This is a genomic window from Capnocytophaga sp. H4358 (assembly GCF_002302515.1).
GTDB lineage: Bacteria > Bacteroidota > Bacteroidia > Flavobacteriales > Flavobacteriaceae > Capnocytophaga > Capnocytophaga canis.
The window spans coordinates 1-17,645 of the sequence record NZ_CP022380.1; the positions used below are offsets into that span (position 1 = coordinate 1).

At 34.9% G+C, this 17,645-nt stretch carries 14 protein-coding genes; 11 read left to right on the forward strand and 3 right to left on the reverse strand.

Annotated features, from left to right (window positions below; genetic code table 11):
- The 6 genes from dnaA to CGC49_RS00030 all read left to right on the forward strand — a co-directional run bounded on the left by dnaA (window position 1) and on the right by CGC49_RS00030 (window position 6,000).
- Window positions 1-1,419, forward strand: a complete 1,419-nt coding sequence (gene dnaA / locus CGC49_RS00005) for a chromosomal replication initiator protein DnaA (RefSeq protein WP_042006962.1) — start codon at window positions 1-3, stop codon at window positions 1,417-1,419.
- A 55-nt stretch (window positions 1,420-1,474) separates the two neighbouring features.
- Window positions 1,475-1,942 (forward strand): low molecular weight protein-tyrosine-phosphatase, encoded by a 468-nt coding sequence (locus tag CGC49_RS00010; protein WP_095911568.1) that lies wholly within the window; start codon window positions 1,475-1,477, stop codon window positions 1,940-1,942.
- The gene (locus CGC49_RS00015) at window positions 1,942-2,652 is read left to right on the forward strand and encodes an SAM-dependent methyltransferase (protein ID WP_095893068.1); all 711 of its coding nucleotides are present in this window, start codon (window positions 1,942-1,944) and stop codon (window positions 2,650-2,652) included. Before CGC49_RS00010 ends, CGC49_RS00015 begins: the two co-directional genes overlap by 1 nt.
- 153 nt (window positions 2,653-2,805) lie before the next feature.
- The gene (locus CGC49_RS00020) at window positions 2,806-3,459 is read left to right on the forward strand and encodes a phosphatidylserine decarboxylase family protein (protein ID WP_042006957.1); all 654 of its coding nucleotides are present in this window, start codon (window positions 2,806-2,808) and stop codon (window positions 3,457-3,459) included.
- Between the two features lie 58 nt (window positions 3,460-3,517).
- Window positions 3,518-4,237 carry a YebC/PmpR family DNA-binding transcriptional regulator gene (locus CGC49_RS00025; protein ID WP_042006955.1) on the forward strand — a complete coding sequence of 240 codons (720 nt, stop codon included), beginning with the start codon at window positions 3,518-3,520 and terminating at the stop codon, window positions 4,235-4,237.
- Between the two features lie 239 nt (window positions 4,238-4,476).
- Window positions 4,477-6,000, forward strand: coding sequence for a catalase (locus tag CGC49_RS00030; RefSeq protein WP_095911569.1), 1,524 nt, complete (start codon window positions 4,477-4,479; stop codon window positions 5,998-6,000).
- 328 nt (window positions 6,001-6,328) lie between these two features.
- On the opposite strand, the gene CGC49_RS00035 is transcribed toward CGC49_RS00030, so the two are convergent.
- Window positions 6,329-8,257 carry a S9 family peptidase gene (locus CGC49_RS00035; protein ID WP_095911570.1) on the reverse strand — a complete coding sequence of 643 codons (1,929 nt, stop codon included), beginning with the start codon at window positions 8,255-8,257 and terminating at the stop codon, window positions 6,329-6,331.
- Window positions 8,258-8,621: 364 nt separating this feature from the next.
- Here CGC49_RS00035 and CGC49_RS00040 point away from each other — a divergent pair, with 364 nt between their 5' ends.
- The 3 genes from CGC49_RS00040 (at window position 8,622) to CGC49_RS00050 (ending at window position 13,428) form a co-directional block, all read left to right on the forward strand.
- A complete protein-coding gene (locus CGC49_RS00040; protein ID WP_095911571.1) occupies window positions 8,622-9,302 on the forward strand; it encodes an SDR family oxidoreductase in 681 nt (226 codons plus the stop codon).
- 71 nt (window positions 9,303-9,373) lie between these two features.
- Entirely contained in the window at window positions 9,374-11,494 is a 2,121-nt protein-coding gene (locus CGC49_RS00045) for a beta-N-acetylglucosaminidase (protein ID WP_232745185.1), read from the forward strand.
- 653 nt (window positions 11,495-12,147) lie between these two features.
- On the forward strand, window positions 12,148-13,428 hold the full coding sequence (locus CGC49_RS00050; RefSeq protein WP_042344594.1) for a Glu/Leu/Phe/Val dehydrogenase: 1,281 nt from the start codon (window positions 12,148-12,150) through the stop codon (window positions 13,426-13,428).
- A gap of 356 nt (window positions 13,429-13,784) precedes the next feature.
- Here the strand turns inward: CGC49_RS00050 and CGC49_RS00055 are convergent, their stop codons facing one another.
- Together CGC49_RS00055 and CGC49_RS00060 are read right to left on the reverse strand one after the other, a co-directional pair.
- Complete coding sequence (locus tag CGC49_RS00055; RefSeq protein ID WP_095893074.1) at window positions 13,785-14,750, reverse strand: CPBP family intramembrane glutamic endopeptidase; 966 nt, start codon at window positions 14,748-14,750, stop codon at window positions 13,785-13,787.
- Window positions 14,751-14,832: 82 nt separating this feature from the next.
- The gene (locus CGC49_RS00060; RefSeq protein WP_042005518.1) at window positions 14,833-15,339 is read right to left on the reverse strand and encodes an outer membrane beta-barrel protein; all 507 of its coding nucleotides are present in this window, start codon (window positions 15,337-15,339) and stop codon (window positions 14,833-14,835) included.
- A gap of 343 nt (window positions 15,340-15,682) precedes the next feature.
- On the opposite strand from CGC49_RS00060, the gene CGC49_RS00065 reads away from it, so the two are divergent.
- A complete protein-coding gene (locus CGC49_RS00065; protein ID WP_042346451.1) occupies window positions 15,683-16,237 on the forward strand; it encodes an RsmD family RNA methyltransferase in 555 nt (184 codons plus the stop codon).
- Between the two features lie 55 nt (window positions 16,238-16,292).
- Complete coding sequence (gene ribB, locus CGC49_RS00070; RefSeq protein WP_095893076.1) at window positions 16,293-17,414, forward strand: 3,4-dihydroxy-2-butanone-4-phosphate synthase; 1,122 nt, start codon at window positions 16,293-16,295, stop codon at window positions 17,412-17,414.
- Window positions 17,415-17,645 lie beyond the last annotated feature (231 nt).

The following is a 17,645-nucleotide window of genomic DNA, read 5'->3' on the forward strand; positions in this document are numbered from 1 at the left end:
ATGAAAGATTTAGCCGAAAAAGCGTGGGGGAGATGTCTTGATTTCATCAGAGACAATATTGAAGAGCAACCATTTAACACTTGGTTCGCTCCCATTGTACCTATTAGTTTGGAAAATAATTCTTTAAAAATAGGTGTTCCTACTAAATTTTTCTATGAGTACTTAGAGCAAAATTATATTTCTCTTTTGAAGTCTGCCATGACTTTTTCTCTCGGAGAAAAAGCCCGTTTGACTTATGTAATCAACTCTCTAACCAGAGAACAATTGCCGAGTACTAACCGTCCAGAATTAGCAAGGCAATCACTTACTTTACCTATCCAAAATAAAGATCCTGAACTTCGAAATCCGTTTGTAATTCCGGGTATTCGCGAAATTACTATAGACCCACAGCTCAATTTGAACCAAAATTTTGATAATTTTGTTGAGGGAAATTCGAACCGATTGGCACGTTCAGCTGGGATGGCAGTAGCCAATAAGCCTGGAGGAACGGCGTTTAATCCACTGTTTATTTTTGGTGGAGTAGGGTTGGGAAAAACACATTTAGCACACGCTATTGGGGTGGATATCAAGGAAAAACATCCTAAAAAGAAAGTACTTTATGTGTCAGCAGAAAAATTTACCCAACAGTTCGTAAACGCTACCATGTCAAAAGATAAGGACAAAACATCACTTAATGATTTCATTCATTTCTATCAACTCATTGATGTGTTGATTGTCGATGATGTTCAGTTTTTGTCATCTAAATTAAAGACACAAGATGCGTTTTTCCACATATTCAATCATTTACAACAAAACAATAAGCAAATTATTTTGACATCGGACAAAGCTCCAGTTGACATGCAGGATATTGAACAACGTTTATTGTCGCGTTTCAAATGGGGGCTGTCTGCTGAGTTACAAACTCCAGACTATGAGACTCGCTATAAAATTTTAAAAAATAAATTCTACACGGACGGTGCAGAAGTAGAAGATGAAATTATTTCATATCTAGCTGAAAATGTTAGAACTAATGTGCGAGAATTGGAAGGTGTAAGTAATTCACTTATTGCTCAAGCAGCCTTTAATCGCAAGGAATTTTCGATTGAATTAGCACAAAGCATCATCGAACGCTCCATACGAAATCACCGAAAGGAAATTACCATCGACCACATACAACAAATCGTTTCCGATTATTTTAATGTGGGTTTGGAGGAATTGCAGTCAAAAACTCGTAAACGAAACGTAGTACAAGCACGTCAGTTGGCGATGTTTTTCGCAAAAAAATATACAAAAAATTCATTGACAGCTATCGGTTCACAAATTGGGCAACGTGACCATGCAACCGTATTGCATGCTTGTAAAACGGTTGAAAATCTAACGGAAACAGACCGTGAATTCAAGCGATATGTTGAAGAATTAACCTCAAAATTTTCAAACTAATTCATTGATATTGAATTAGTTTTTTCTTTTTATATATTATTATTATCCTAAGGAAATGAAAACAAGAATATTAATGGTATGCTTAGGCAACATTTGTCGTTCTCCGTTGGCGGAGGGAGTTTTACGAGCTAAGTTGGATCCTGCAAAATTTGAAGTGGATTCGGCAGGAACATCAAACTACCATGTTGGGGATGCTCCTGATTCTCGTTCGATAGAAGTAGCTCGAAAAAATGGTATTGACATTGCAAATCTCAAAGGACGACAATTCAAAAAAACAGATTTTGAAGACTTTGACTATATTTTTGTAATGGATAGAAGTAATTATACAAATGTGTGTAACATAGCTGAAAATGAGAAACATAAAGAAAAAGTGTCATTTTTATTAGATGTGTTAGATTCCATGAAAAAGAAAGAAGTCCCTGATCCTTACTATGGAGATAAAAATGGATTTAGAACTGTTTTTACGATGATTGACGAGGCTTGTGAGGTGATTGCTGAAAAGTTAAATTCAAAGCATCCGTAATGAGTAACTTAGGAAACGTTTATCTCATTCCTAATTTGTTGGGAGATAGCTTAATAGGTAATGTATTACCTCCGATGATAACAAATATAGTTAAGGAGTTGACTCATTTTATTGTAGAAAATGAAAAATCGGCTCGTAAATTTATCAAACAAATTACACCTGAGAAGCCACAGCAGGAATTGGTGCTGTTTACCATTGATAAGCATACCTTCGAAAATGATATTTATTCTTTTATAAATCCTTGTATGTCAGGTTTTTCTGTTGGTGTTATTTCCGAAGCTGGTTGCCCGGGTATTGCTGATCCTGGTGCTGAGATTGTGAAATTAGCACACCAAAAGAACATACGAGTGATTCCTTTGGTAGGTCCATCATCGATTTTATTAGCCATGATGTCAAGCGGTTTGAATGGGCAAAATTTTGCATTTAATGGTTATCTGCCCATAGAAAAATCTGAACGAAGACGAACAATCAAGGCATTGGAACGAAAAGTTAAGGAATATAAACAAACACAAATTTTTATTGAAACTCCTTATCGGAATGATAAAATGTTATCCGATTTGGTAGAAACTTTGCAAAATGATACGATGTTGTGCATAGCAACTGAAATCACATTACCGACCGAATATATCAAAACACAGACCGTCACGCAATGGAAAAAGATGAATATTTCTTTGCAAAAACGTCCGACAATCTTCATCATAGGAAGTTAGAAATTGTTTGAATCTTAATAAATTCGTTATTATGTAGTGATTAAATATACATTAGTTTTCATTTTTATTTATATATTTGCCATATCAAAATACGGATTTATTTTTTTTTGCGAATAATCAATTCAAATTTTTAATAATCAACACATTATAAATATGTTTCACAGAGAAGGTTTTAAAATTATTTTAGGAACATTTATAGTAACTGCAGGAATCGCTTTACTGGCACATTATTTCGTAGATATTTTTTGGTTACAGAAACTCATTCAAGGTATTGCACTTATTTTTTTGATTTTGGTATTACAATTTTTTAGAAATCCAAAGCGAAATACGCAAAGAAATGAAAATCACATCATCGCTCCCGTTGATGGAAAAGTGGTAGTTATTGAAAAAGTATTCGAAAAAGAATATTTCAAAGATGAACGTTTACAAGTATCAATTTTTATGTCGCCAATAAATGTGCATGTAACTCGTTATGCTATAGGCGGAGAGGTTGTATTTAGCAAATACCATCCTGGAAAATATTTAGTTGCTTGGCATCCGAAGGCATCCGAAGAAAACGAAAGAACAACCGTTGTTGTTGAAAATCATACTTTTGGGAAAATATTATATCGTCAAATTGCAGGAGCTTTGGCGAAGCGTATTGTAAACTATGCTAAAGAGGGCGATATAGCTATTCAAGGAGCTGATGCTGGATTTATTAAATTCGGTTCACGTGTGGATTTATATCTACCGTTAGATACTCAAATCAATGTCCAATTGGGACAAACAGTTAAAGGCGGTATTGATATTGTGGCAAAAAAAGATTAATTTTAATAACATATTTATATTTAAAATATAAACATAAAGTAAAGAATATCAATTATTTATGGGAAGAGCATTTGAATTCAGAAAAGCTAGAAAATTTAAGCGTTGGGCAGCAATGGCAAAAACTTTCACACGCATAGGTAAGGACATCGTAATGGCTGTGAAAGAAGGAGGGCCTCACCCTGAGTCTAACTCTCGGTTAAGAGCCGTAATCCAGAATGCCAAAGCAGCAAATATGCCGAAAGAAAACGTGGAACGTGCCATCAAAAAAGCTTCTGAAAAAGATACTGCAAACTATAAAGAAGTTATTTTTGAGGGGTACGCACCTCATGGAATCGCTATTCTAATTGAAACTGCCACAGATAATAATAACCGAACAGTGGCAAACATCCGAAGTTATTTCAATAAATGTAATGGAGCTTTAGGAACATCTGGCTCTGTAGAGTTTATGTTTGACCATACTTGTAATTTCCGAATCAATGCTGAAGGCTTAGATGTAGAAGAACTTGAACTTGAGATGATTGATTTCGGAGCTGAGGAAGTTTTTCAAGATGAAGATGGGATTCATATTTATGCTCCTTTTGAGAGTTTCGGGGCTATTCAAAAAGAGTTGGAAGGACGTGGTATTGAGATTCTATCCTCAGGTTTTGAACGTATTCCGCAGGTAACCAAAGAACTCAGTCCTGAGGAACAAGCTGATGTGGAAAAACTTCTTGAAAAAATTGAAGAAGATGAAGACGTTCAAAATGTTTACCACACTATGAAAGAAGCAGAATCATAATCTCCGCATAATAGAAAATAGTAAAAAGACTGTATGGAAAGATTTCGTACAGTCTTATTTTTGTATAAATCTTTATCTTAGAAGTTGAATAGATTATAATGTGAATATCACATGATTCTTCTCATTATCAATAGTTATAAATTTTACTTATGACAATATAAAAAATATCGCAAAAGCTATTGCTTTTTGCATGTTTTATAATTATACCTTTGCATTATAAACAGTAAAAACTAATAAAGATGAACAATAAACTGACAACTACAACGGGAGCTCCCGTAGCGAATAATCAAGACACAATGACTGCGGGTAAAAGAGGACCAGCTCTTTTGCAAGACATCTGGTTTTTAGAAAAATTGGCTCATTTTGACCGCCAAGTAATTCCTGAGCGTGTAATGCACGCCAAAGGTTCAGGAGCTTACGGAACTTTTAGAGTAACTCACGACATTACCAAGTACACAAAAGCATCTATTTTTGCTGAAATCGGGAAAGAAACGCCAATGTTCGTACGTTTTTCTACCGTTGCTGGAGAGCGTGGAGCGGCTGATGCTGAGCGTGATATCCGCGGTTTTGCAATGAAATTCTACACTGATGAAGGAAACTGGGATTTGGTGGGCAACAACACGCCTGTGTTCTTTCTTCGCGACCCTTTGAAATTCCCCGATTTGAATCACGCCGTAAAACGCGACCCACGTACCAATATGCGTTCTGCGGATAACAACTGGGATTTCTGGACACTTCTTCCTGAGGCTCTTCACCAAGTAACTATCGTGATGAGTGACCGTGGTATTCCAAAATCATACAGAACAATGCACGGATTTGGTAGCCACACGTTTTCTTTCATCAATAAAGAAGGTGTACGTCATTGGGTGAAATTCCACTTAATTTCACAACAAGGCATCGAAAATCTAACCGATGAAGAAGCTGCTAAATTAGTGGGAATGGACAGAGAGTCGCATCAAAAAGATTTGTACGAAGCCATCGAAAATGGCAACTTCCCGAAATGGAAAATGTTCGTACAAATTATGACCGAAGAACAAGCTCGTAATTTGGACTATAATCCGTTCGATTTGACCAAAGTTTGGTACAAAAAAGATTTCCCTTTAATCCCTGTTGGAGAATTTGAACTTAACAGAAACCCTGAAAATTACTTTGCCGAAGTAGAGCAATCTGCTTTCAGCCCTGCTAATGTGGTTCCTGGAATTGGTTTCTCTCCTGATAGAATGTTGCAAGGTCGCTTGTTCTCTTACGGAGACTCACATCGCTATCGTTTGGGAGTAAATCATAACCAAATTCCAGTAAACGCTCCTAAATGTCCTGTACACGGATATCACAGAGATGGAGCTATGCGAGTAGACGGAAATTATGGTTCTACCAAACATTACGAGCCGAATAGCTTTGGTGTGTGGCAAGAGCAAAAAGAGTTCCAAGAACCTGCATTGAGAATTGATGGAGATGCGTACAATTACGATTTTCGTGAAGATGATGATGATTACTTCACACAACCACGCAAATTATTCCAATTGATGAATGACGAGCAGAAAAAAGCCTTGTTTGAAAATACAGCAAGAGCCATCGGCCCTGCTCAAAAATTTATTCAAATAAGACACATCCGCAATTGCTATCACGCTGACCCAGCTTACGCAAAAGGAGTAGCTGATGCACTTGGTCTTACAATGGAAGAAGTATTGAAATACGAACATCCAGCACTAAACTTAGGTCCCGTGGCTCATAAAAAAATGGAATGCCCTTTCGGACACAAATAAAATTAAGAAAGTAAAGAAGGAGATTGTCCAAAAAAGGCAGTCTCCTTTTCTTATTTATTATTATACCGACAATTTTAGGTAATGTACTGAAAAATAGTTGGTGTTTTTTTACAAATTAATTATTATATTACGCTTGTTAGTCCGAAGAGGAAAAAACTCTGGCGGAGATCAACTTTTCAGTAATAGGATTAATGTGTAAAACGATAGTTTTAGAGGTTTTCCGAAAAGGGGAGCTTCTTCTGCCTAAACCTATGTTAGACTATGTTTCAAAAGCTTTCACCAACTATTTTTCAGTATTGTGCTATAATTGAAAATATTGTTATGACCATTAGTTTTTCAATGTTTCATCTAACCATCTGAAAAAATTACGTTGCCAAAAGATTCCATTCTGAGGTCGTAAAACCCAGTGAGTTTCGTCGGGAAAATACAGTAATTCACTTTTGATTCCTAATAGTTGAGCTGCCGTAAAGGCTTGAAAACCTTGCTCTTTTGGAACTCTATAATCTTTACCTCCATGGATAATCAAAATAGGAGTGTCCCAATTGGCTACTTTTTCAATAGGATTAAATTCGGTATAAGATTTTTGTACTTTTGGATTGTCTTTTTCCCAATATGCTCCGCCTAATTCGTTATTAGTAAAGAAAATTTCTTCGGTAGTACCGTACATACTTTGTAAATTAAATACTCCACAATGAGCGATAAACGATTTGAAACGTTTGTTATGAATACCTGCTAAATAGAATACCGAATATCCACCATAGCTTGCTCCAATAGCTCCTAATCGATTGTTATCCACATATTTTTCTTTAGCAACATCGTCGATTGCTGAAAGGTAATCACGCATCACTTGTCCACCCCAATCACCACTGATTTGAGCATTCCACTCTACGCCATGTCCAGGCATTCCACGGCGATTTGGTGCTACGACAATGTACCCCTGAGATGCCATCAATTGAAAGTTCCAACGAAAACTATAGAACTGACTAAGAGCTGATTGTGGCCCTCCTTGACAGTAAAGTAAAGTTGGGTATTTTTTATTTGGGTCAAAATTAGGAGGATAGATTACCCATGTAAGCATGTCTTTACCATCAGTAGTTTTTACAATACGTTCTTTCACCTCACATTTGGCAATTTGTTTGTAAGCATCGTCGTTTACGTGAGTCAATTGATTAACTTCTAAGAAATTTTTTATATTTTTTTTCTTTTTATTCACTTGTAAATCAATAGTATATATCTCTGCAGCACGATTCATATCGGTACGAGTAACTACCAATAAGTTAGCTGACTGACCTACGATTCCTGTGATGTCGAACATGCCTTTGGTGAGTTGTTTAGGCATCGGATGCTTCTCAAACGGATTGATTTCAAATAATTGTGTAGTCCCTTTTACTACAGCCGTAAAATATATTTTTTTGCCATCATTACTCCATATGTAATCTGCTACCGTATTGTCCCAGTGAGCTGTGATGTTACGTTTTTGTCCATTTTCAAGAATGACCAAATCATTTTTGTCAGCTTCGTTGCCTTCGTTTTTCATACTCAACCAAGCTAAAACATCCTTTGAGCTGTATAATGGATGTGTGTCATACCCCATCATCCCTTCGCTCAAGTTTTTTGTTTTTTGTGTAGCAAGATCATATTCGTAAATATCTGTGTTAGTGCTTACTACATAGTCTGTACCTACTTTAGCCTTAGTTACATAAAGTACTTTCTTTCCATCGTTGCTCCAAATGTAGTCACTCGTTCCTCCAAAAGGTTCTTGCGGACAATAGTAGGGTAGCCCTTCCATAATGTCGACTTGTTTTCCATCAATCATATTCTCAATGAAAACATGATTGTATGCCCCGTCCATCCATTTGTCCCAATGGCGATGATCTAAACTTTTATAATTCTGTCCAGTTGATTTGTCTAAGTCATTATAAAAATCGGAAGCAAATACTTTATTGATTTTTACGGGTTTATGAACTAACTTTTTGTCTTTAGTTGCATTAAATTTCGTAGTTTCACGTTTGAGTTCCTCCTCTGAAATAGGAATCGGAACACCTCCTTTGACCGACAATTTGAACAATTCACGACGAAACGAATTTTCCTTAACATTAGGGTATGCAACACTAAAAAGCACAAAATTTTTGTCTTGAGTTAATCCCATCGTTCCCACACGCCCTAATTCCCATAGTTTTTCAGGTGTTAGCGGTTGTTGTGCATCCATAGTATTAGCTATAAGCCCTGCAACAAGCATAATTAATCTTTTTTTCATTTGATTTTTCTATTTTTCTTTAAAACTTACACAAATTAGATTCTAAAAATATTGAAATTTTACCACAAATAAATCATTCTTAAAGTTTTTGATACATATTTTACTATTTAAAATGATATTTCCCCAAAAAGTGATCTAAATACCAATTTTCTCTCTTTAAGAATATATTTTTTATGCTATTACAAGTTAAAATTAAAGGAAATATTCTATTCTTAAACAGAATGTTCAATCAATTTTATTCCAAAGCAATATTATGTTTGCAAATCTATGAAAAAAAGCAATGTTGTCAAATGAAAAACAGTATTTTCAGTTGATTTATCTCTCTTTTATTCTTATTTTTGCACGACAAAAAAAGTAAATAAGCATGAAAAACGTAATCGTCACAGGCACAAGTAGAGGAATCGGCTTAGAGATAGCCAAACAAATGGCAGATCAAGGGCATCAGGTGTTGGCATTATCTCGAAATACACTTCCTTTGCTGAAATTGAATCATAAAAACATTCATTTTTTTCCTTTTGATATTACATTGGAGGAAGATTTAGAAAAAGTGGTTGATTTTGTTCGAGAGGAATGGGGAAAAGTAGATATTTTAATCAATAATGCTGGAAAATTAATCAAAAAACCTTTCGAAGAGCTTACTACTACTGATTTTATGGAAGTGTATAAAGTAAATGTTTTTGGTGTGGCGATGCTCATCCAAAAGATAATTCCTTTTATGGTGAAAAAAGCTCATATTGTGAATATCAGTAGCATGGGAGGAGTACAAGGAAGTATGAAATTTGCAGAACTATCAGCCTATTCCTCATCGAAAGGAGCCTTAATAACTTTATCCGAACTTTTAGCAGAGGAATATAAGGAAAAAGAAATCATTTTCAACGTATTAGCATTGGGAGCAGTGCAAACAGAAATGTTAGCAGAGGCCTTTCCTAATTATCAAGCAAACGTCACAGCCGAAGAGATGGCAATTTATATCAGTGAATTTGCTTTACAGGGATATACGTTTTTTAATGGAAAAATAATACAGGTTTCTAATTCTACGCCTTAAAAAAAATTTTTTATTATAAACAATTATATTTCAACTCAATAAAGACTCAACTTAATTAAAATTATATGATGATGAAAACAAAAATTCTTTTTTTAGCATGTCTGTTGCTATCTGTAACGCAGATGAGTGCTAATGACTCACTCCTGAATCCAATACCCAAGAAAATGATTTTTACAGGAAAGAAAATTTCTACTAAAAAATCCATTCCTTTCCGAATTATTCTCAGTGAAAAAGACGATAAAACGTTTAAAAAACATGCTCATAAAGCACCCAATAAGAAAGAAGGTTACTACCTGCGTATTGAGAAAAATAAAGTGTACATCGTAGGGAATGACCCACGAGGAGTCTACTATGGTCTCCGTACCTTTCAACAGCTTAGTAAAAACTCGGAGATTCCTTTGGGAGAAATTATTGACTATCCTGATTTGGAATATCGTGGGGTAGTTGAAGGATTCTATGGAACTCCTTGGAGTCACGAAAAACGATTGCGCCAAATAGAATTTTACGGTGAGAATAAACTTAACACCTATATCTATGGCCCGAAGGACGATCCATATCACAGCTCACCCAACTGGCGAAAACCTTATCCTACAAAAGAAGCTGAACAATTGCAAGAGCTGGTACAGGAAGCTAATAAAAACTACGTGGATTTCGTATGGGCTATACACCCAGGTAAGGACATCCAATGGAATGATACTGACCGTCAGCATCTTTTGCGTAAATTTGAGGATATGTATCAGTTAGGTGTACGAGCTTTTGCAGTTTTTTTTGATGATATTTCAGGTGAAGGTACAAATCCACAGAAACAAGCCGAATTGTTAAACTTTTTACATACCGAGTTTGTAGAAAAGAAAAAAGACGTTAATCCTTTAATAATGTGTCCTACTGAATATAACAAAGGTTGGTCAAATCCTGAGAAAAGATATTTAGAAACTTTAGGAGAAGTACTACATCCATCTATTCACATAATGTGGACAGGTAACACAGTCGTTGCAGATATCGACAAAGCCACCATGGAATGGATAAATGCTAAAATAAAACGTAAAGCCTACATTTGGTGGAACTTCCCAGTGTCAGACTATGTGCGAAATCATATGCTTTTAGGAGCTGCCTATGGAAATACGAATGATATCAAAGACGATATGTCAGGTTTTGTATCCAATCCGATGGAACATCCTGAGGCTTCGATGATTGCAATTTACGGCGTAGCTGATTACACCTGGAACGTAGCAACCTACGATTCTGAACGAGCTTGGCATAAAGCTATGGCAAGATTAATGCCTCAAAACAAAAAAGCTTTACTTACGTTTGCTAAGCATAGTTCCGATTTAGGAGTTAACGGACATCAGTACAGAAGAGTAGAATCTGTTGAATTTGCTCCCGTTGCTAAAGAGTTTTTGAAAAATCTAACAAGGGAAAAAAATCCACAAATAGAACGTGTACAAAAAGAGTTTGACAATATCATTTCGGCAGCAAAACAATTATTAAGTACAAAAGAAAATCCTCTTTTAATAGAAGAACTACGCCCATGGTTACTACAATTAGAAGTTGTGGGACAGCAAGGAAAACAAGCTATTGAGTTATATGAAGCTCTACATCAAAAAGGGTATGCAAAATTCAAAGCAGGATATGCAAGATTACAAAATTTACAGAAACAACAATTTAATATTGATCAAACCTATAATCAGAATCCATACCAACCTGGGGTGCGTGTGGCGACTTTGGTTGTAGAGCCTTTGATTGCTGAAATATTGAAATATTCAGTAGGAAAATATAATCAAGAAACTGGAGAACAATTAGCTTTGACTTTAAATTTCAATCCAAATAAACTGATAACTAATATTCAACAAATAAAATATCAGCCATTACTTCAAAAGGGTGGGGGAGTACGTATTTCTCCAGCATTGGAGTATATTTCAGTGAAAAAAGATGATTTTTTAGGTATTGAACTAGAAAAAGTAGCTTCAGTTAAAACTATTTCAGTAGATCTTGGAGATGCTAAGCATTTTGAGAAAGGAAGAATACAGATTTCTACTAATGGAATTGATTGGAAAGATATTTCAGGAAGCCTCCGCAATAGTCGTTGGAATAGTTCAGAAAATGTCCACAATGTGAAATACGTTCGTTTTATTAATAACACTGATACTCCTTTTCAAATCCGGTTAAAACATTTTGAAATTGTAACAGAGTAATTATTATAGTTTATGAGCAAAATAAAAAGAAGTTGCCCTGAAATTCAAAATTTACGAATCGGGTAGCTTCTTTTTTCTTTCAGATATTTTCGGAAAATCTATAAACTTCTCCATGTCAATAGAATATTTTTCATTTTACTACAAACAGACTCAAAATTTAGGATAAAATCTGAAAACGACTTTTTTAACTCAAAATAAATTGCAATTATATAAAGTTTTTAGGGGTAACAAGCGATTTTTTTACTTTTTATTGAAGAAAGTTTTAAAATTTTCAAAAGAGCGATTTTTCTAAAGTAATTGCGTGACAGAAACTCATACATTCTCCTTGGCTAAAGAAAATAACCGAGTAAGAAAAAAAAACTGAAAGGAGTTTTGAGGTATATACAGAAAGGTCAGATTAGAGAGAAAATCTATTTTAGAAAAACTTTTTTACATTTTATTTTACTCATCAATAAAGCAATATTATGAAATAAAAATCAACTTATTTTGAAAAAAGTTAAATAACTTCTTACATAATCTAAAAATAGTTACTTTCTTTATCTTTCTAAAAATTTCGTTTTTTGCTAATTCATATAAAAACACTTATCTTTTTTTTGGATAATTCAATTTTAGTACATACTTTTACGCTCATTTTTATTATAAATATAAAAAATATGAGTAACGAAACAGAAAAGAAAAGAACAGGAATGTATGAAAACGTGATGCACGAGTTCAACAAGGCCGCTGATAAAATGAATTTGGATCCTGGGGTTCGCAAGATTTTAGCTTCTACCCAAAATGAAATCGTAGTTCACTTTCCTGTGAAGATGGACGATGGTTCTATAGAAGTTTTTACAGGTTATCGCGTACAGCACAATAATGCATTGGGGCCTTACAAAGGAGGGTTGCGCTATCATCCAACCGTGGATATTGATGCAGCTAAGGCTCTGGCAACTTGGATGACTTGGAAATCTGCAATTGCTGGACTTCCGTACGGAGGTGGAAAAGGAGGGATTCAGATTGACCCTTCAAAATATTCAAAAGGTGAGTTAGAGCGTATTACACGTCGTTTTACTTATGCTTTAGGTGATAACATTGGTCCTGATTATGATATTCCAGCTCCAGACGTAAATACTAATGCTCAGATAATGGCTTGGATTTCAGATACCTATGCCTCAGCAAAATCACCTGCAAATCGATCTGTAAATCTACACGTGGTTACAGGAAAACCTGTGGTTTCAGGAGGTTTAGCAGGAAGAGATCGTGCTACTGGATTTGGAGTTGTAACGGCTATTAAAAAGTGGGCTAAGAAAAACAACGTTGATTTGAATGGCAAGACCTATATTGTTCAAGGTTTTGGTAACGTAGGATATTGGGCGGCTCATTTCTTGCATAAAGAAGGTGCTAAATTGATTGCAGTACAAGACCATACAGGTTCTATTGCTAACGCAAATGGTATTGATCCCGAGGAATTGTCGGCATACGCAAAAACTAACAAAGGAGGCGTTGGAGGTTTCGAAAAAGCTCAAAAAATTGAGAATGCCGAGTTCTGGAAAACACCTTGTGATATTTTGATTCCTGCAGCATTAGGAAATCAAATCACAGTAGATAATGCCAATGAAATCAAAGCTACGCTTATTGCTGAGGGAGCCAATGGACCAACAGATGCTGCAGCTGAAGAAATTATTTTGAAAAAGGGTATCCACATAATTCCTGACATCCTTTGTAATAGTGGAGGAGTTATTGGTTCTTACTTTGAGTGGTTACAAAACAAACGGGCTGAGATTTGGAAAATCGAAGAAGTTTTGGAAAAACTTAACGATAAAATTGAAACAGCATTTGACAACGTAGTTTCTTGTGCAGAAAGATATAAAACCGACTACAGAACGGCAGCCTATATAGTAGCATTAGAAAAATTAGAACAGGTGTACAAAGAAAGAGGTGTATTCCCATAGTAGTGCTATCAAATTTGTATTTTTTAGAAAACCTACAAACTGTTGTATTATCAGATAAATATTTTGGAAAGTGTTGTAAAAAGTATGATACCTTTAATAAAGTGGATATTTCTGTCAGGCTGAGCGTAGTCGAAGCCTCGTAATTACAGGGCTTCGACTACGCTCAGCCTGACAATCAAAACTACCATCATACTTTTTATAACACAACCATATTTTGAATATCTGCTATAAACAAACCCCGAAATTCGGCAAAAAGCTGAAAATCGGGGTTTTGTTTTAAAAACGGAATTCTAATGTAAATATTTTCCTGTTTCTACCCTTAAAAACTATTGTGAGAATTTAAGAGTGAGCTGCCTTTATTTCACTATCTCTCTTTCTGATTGGGCATGTGTTTCAGGGGTTATTTTATTAAAAAACTCTTTTTCAGACATTACTTTTCCAAAGAGTTTTTGTTTCCAATCTTTCAGATTCCAGCCATATTTTTTTGAAAACATGTAGAAACAAAGTAAAATAAAAACTCCCAAAAACAATAACTGATAATAAGCTCCATCCGTTGGGTCAGCCGTATTAACAAACAGAGCAGGGAGCCTAAAAACTCCCCAATTGGTAGTTACTAATAATCCCGTAATGAGGTTATTAGCTATATGGAATCCTAATGCCAACTCCAATCCCTCATCAAATAAGGTTATCATACCTAAAAATAATCCTATTCCTATATAGTAGAAAATAAATCCATAACCTAATTTTTCAATTTCTGGATTTGCGCTGTGCATTAGTCCGAACAAAATAGAAGTTACCAATAGCGGTATCCAGCGGTTTTTAACAGCAATACCTATCCCTTGCATCAAATACCCTCTGAAAAAATACTCTTCAAAACCAGCTTGAATAGGAATTAATAAAACCGATAATAACAATAGTATAAAAAATTTATCTGCTTGAAAATTCCACACATAATCCTGTGGGTTCATCCAATAATCAATAAAAGTAGTCAACACCAAGATACCGCCCCAAAGAGTAAAAGCAAAGAAAAATCGCTTCCAATCCACACGAGGCCGTGAGGTATGAAATGCACGTAAAGGTTGCCTATGAACGTAGCGTACCCAAACTAATAATGCTACTAAAAACAACACAAAACCTGACATCAAATCTTCGGCAAAGTAACGCAACTCGCCTTTTTTCTCAATTTGATTTTGCATCAACGTTTGATAGTCAAAAAAAAGCAATACTAAAAAATTCAGTCCCATAAACCCAAGGAAACCTAAGGAATAAATGAGATAAAGCCATTTAGGGCTTTTTCCGTGGTAAGCATTTTCTATATACATAATTCATTAGAAATAAAAATTGACTTATTTAAAGTTTTATTGTCATTAAATAAGTCAATTTGTTTGATAAATAAATTTAAGATTAGAACTTATACGTGATTCCTAATTTTCCTCCCGAAACAGTGCCTCCTCCTAATTCAAGGTTCACACCAAAATTGTTAGTAAAGAAATAACGTCCTCCCAATTGAAGTGCAAATCCAAATCCTGATGTGTAGTGATGATTGAAGCCCTCCACTTTGTAATTATTTGTCCAAGAATAATATCCCAAACTTCCTCCTGCATATAAATCAAATTGTGAAGGTAATTGGAACAAACGATTAAAATGATAATTAACATTACCAACCACACCTACATTGGTATACTTAACATTTCTATCTGCAACTCCGTAGTTGGTTGAGCGATAGGAAATCTCACCTCCTACAGTCCAATCTTCTGCAACTCCATAATCAACCCCTAAATAAACAGGAGTCCCCCAACTTGAAAGCCCAAATCCCGCGTTCAGCTGTAAGTTGCCAACTCCTAAATCGTTCTGTGCAGAAGCAACTGTAAACGAGGCTAATAGCCCCAAAAGTAAAAACATTTTTTTCATATTAGTTGTTATTTTTTAAAAAAGTTAATTAGGCAAAGGTAATGTTTTTTTGTTATAATCCAAATTTCAAAGTTTTTTTCGTTGATAAAACGCATGAAATAGTACTTTTAGAGCTATTGTATGTTTTTGTGTGGTTTGGAACTTAATTTACGGGAGCTTTATGTTTTTTACTAACGTTTCAAGATTAAAAAATGGTTCAAATAAACGAATTATGAGGTTATAAATTTCGTTTTTTTAATGTAAACTGTTAATTATAAAATGTTTGATAGTAAAGAATAACCTTGTTTTTTCTTTTAGACGAAAAGAGCTTATCTTTGCACAAATTTTTAGTTTTAGATTACAAATGAGAATCATTTCAGGAAAAAACAAAGGCAAACGATTGGTGGCTCCGCAAAAACTCCCCGTTCGTCCAACTACTGACTTTGCTAAAGAAGCTTTGTTCAACATACTGAATAATTTATATTATTTTAATGAAATATCTGTGTTGGATTTGTTTTCAGGAACAGGAAATATCAGCTACGAATTTGCCAGTAGAGGATGTGAACACCTTATTTCGGTGGACAGTCACAGCGGTTGTATACAGTTTATTAATAAAATAAGTGATGAATTAAAATTTGGTATAAATGCTATAAAATCAGACGTTTACACTTTTTTGCAAAAAACAACTCAAACTTTTGACGTAATTTTTGCAGATCCTCCGTATGATTTTCAACAAGATAAGTTTAACGAAATTATACAGCTTGTTTTTAACAAAAATCTCTTAAATGAAAATGGGATTCTCATCATCGAACACTCCAAACACGTAGAATTGGAAACCTTACCTCATTTTTCATATGACAAAAAATATGGTGGTAGTGTGTTCAGTTTTTTTGAGAACACCGAAGAAGATACGAACTAATCTTATTTATTGTTTAAAAAAATCATATCTTTGCACTTTAACTATAAAACAAACAATGGGCAAAATTCAATTAAACACAATAGAAGAAGCTATTGAAGACATAAAAAAAGGGAAAGTCATCATCGTTGTGGATGATGAAAATCGTGAAAATGAAGGAGATTTTATCGCAGCAGCTGAAAAAGCAACACCGGAGATGATTAATTTTATGGTCACTCATGGACGTGGATTGGTATGTGCTCCACTTACCGAAAAACGTTGTGAGGAATTGGATCTACCGATGATGGTACAAAATAACACCGTACTCCACCAAACTCAATTTACTGTATCGGTCGATTTAAAAGGACATGGTTGTACCACAGGTATTTCAACACACGACAGAGCCAAAACAATTTTGTCACTCGTAAATCCTGAAACAAGACCATTTGATTTGGGACGACCAGGACATATTTTCCCACTTCGAGCTAAGGAAGGAGGCGTACTTCGCAGAACGGGACACACGGAAGCTGCTATTGATTTGGCTCGGTTAGCAGGAATGCAACCTGCTGGGATTTTGGTAGAAATCCTCAATGAGGATGGAACGATGGCACGATTGCCTCAATTGGCAGAAGTAGCTAAAAAATTTGATTTGAAACTCATTTCTATTGAAGATTTGATAGCGTATCGTATGCGAAAAGATACCTTAATTGTGAAAAAAGAGGATTTTCACCTCCAAACACCTTATGGTGAATTTCGTTTACGTGCTTACGAACAAACAACAAACAAACAAATTCATTTGGCATTTACCAAAGGTACTTGGGAATCGGATGAAGCTATTTTGACTCGAGTACACGCCTCATTCATTAGTAATGATATTTTGGAAGTACTAGCTTCTGAAAAAGAGAATCCCTTAGAACGAATTTTCAAGAAAATCAACGAAGAAGGGAAAGGGGCAGTGATTGTTATCAACAAAGAAGGTTATTCACAGAATTTACTGAAACGTATCACTGAAATTAAAGAAAAACAGAGTGGTAGCTATGCTCCTGTAACATCTGCAGATACTAAAGACATTGGTATGGGATCACAAATTCTGCACGATTTAAATATTCGTAAACTTCGTTTATTGACAAATTCAAAACAATCTCATTATGTTGGAATGTCAGGATATGGACTTGAAATAGTTGAACAGATATCCTATTAGTCATAAGCATGAAGTTTCACTTGTAGCATAGGTTTCTCAACAGTTCAATCATGAGAAGGAAAAGATCGTGTGATTAGAATCATATCTGATAATCATTTATTTAAGATTTTTTCATTTATACATATTAATATCAATGCTTCTTAAGATAATAAAGAGACCTTCTTTTTTAGGAAGGTCTTTTTTATGGTATTTTCATTTTTAGATTTTTAAAATAAGGAAATAATTCAGTGA

Coding starts and splice junctions, on each gene's coding strand:
- CGC49_RS00055 (WP_095893074.1), bottom strand. CDS start 14,750: ATGTATATAGAAAATGCTTACCACGGAAAAAGCCCTAAATGGCTTTAT.
- CGC49_RS00045 (WP_232745185.1), top strand. CDS start 9,374: ATGAAAACAAAAATTCTTTTTTTAGCATGTCTGTTGCTATCTGTAACG.
- CGC49_RS00040 (WP_095911571.1), top strand. CDS start 8,622: ATGAAAAACGTAATCGTCACAGGCACAAGTAGAGGAATCGGCTTAGAG.
- CGC49_RS00060 (WP_042005518.1), bottom strand. CDS start 15,339: ATGAAAAAAATGTTTTTACTTTTGGGGCTATTAGCCTCGTTTACAGTT.
- CGC49_RS00025 (WP_042006955.1), top strand. CDS start 3,518: ATGGGAAGAGCATTTGAATTCAGAAAAGCTAGAAAATTTAAGCGTTGG.
- CGC49_RS00065 (WP_042346451.1), top strand. CDS start 15,683: ATGAGAATCATTTCAGGAAAAAACAAAGGCAAACGATTGGTGGCTCCG.
- CGC49_RS00050 (WP_042344594.1), top strand. CDS start 12,148: ATGAGTAACGAAACAGAAAAGAAAAGAACAGGAATGTATGAAAACGTG.
- ribB (WP_095893076.1), top strand. CDS start 16,293: ATGGGCAAAATTCAATTAAACACAATAGAAGAAGCTATTGAAGACATA.
- CGC49_RS00020 (WP_042006957.1), top strand. CDS start 2,806: ATGTTTCACAGAGAAGGTTTTAAAATTATTTTAGGAACATTTATAGTA.
- dnaA (WP_042006962.1), top strand. CDS start 1: ATGAAAGATTTAGCCGAAAAAGCGTGGGGGAGATGTCTTGATTTCATC.
- CGC49_RS00015 (WP_095893068.1), top strand. CDS start 1,942: ATGAGTAACTTAGGAAACGTTTATCTCATTCCTAATTTGTTGGGAGAT.
- CGC49_RS00010 (WP_095911568.1), top strand. CDS start 1,475: ATGAAAACAAGAATATTAATGGTATGCTTAGGCAACATTTGTCGTTCT.
- CGC49_RS00035 (WP_095911570.1), bottom strand. CDS start 8,257: ATGAAAAAAAGATTAATTATGCTTGTTGCAGGGCTTATAGCTAATACT.
- CGC49_RS00030 (WP_095911569.1), top strand. CDS start 4,477: ATGAACAATAAACTGACAACTACAACGGGAGCTCCCGTAGCGAATAAT.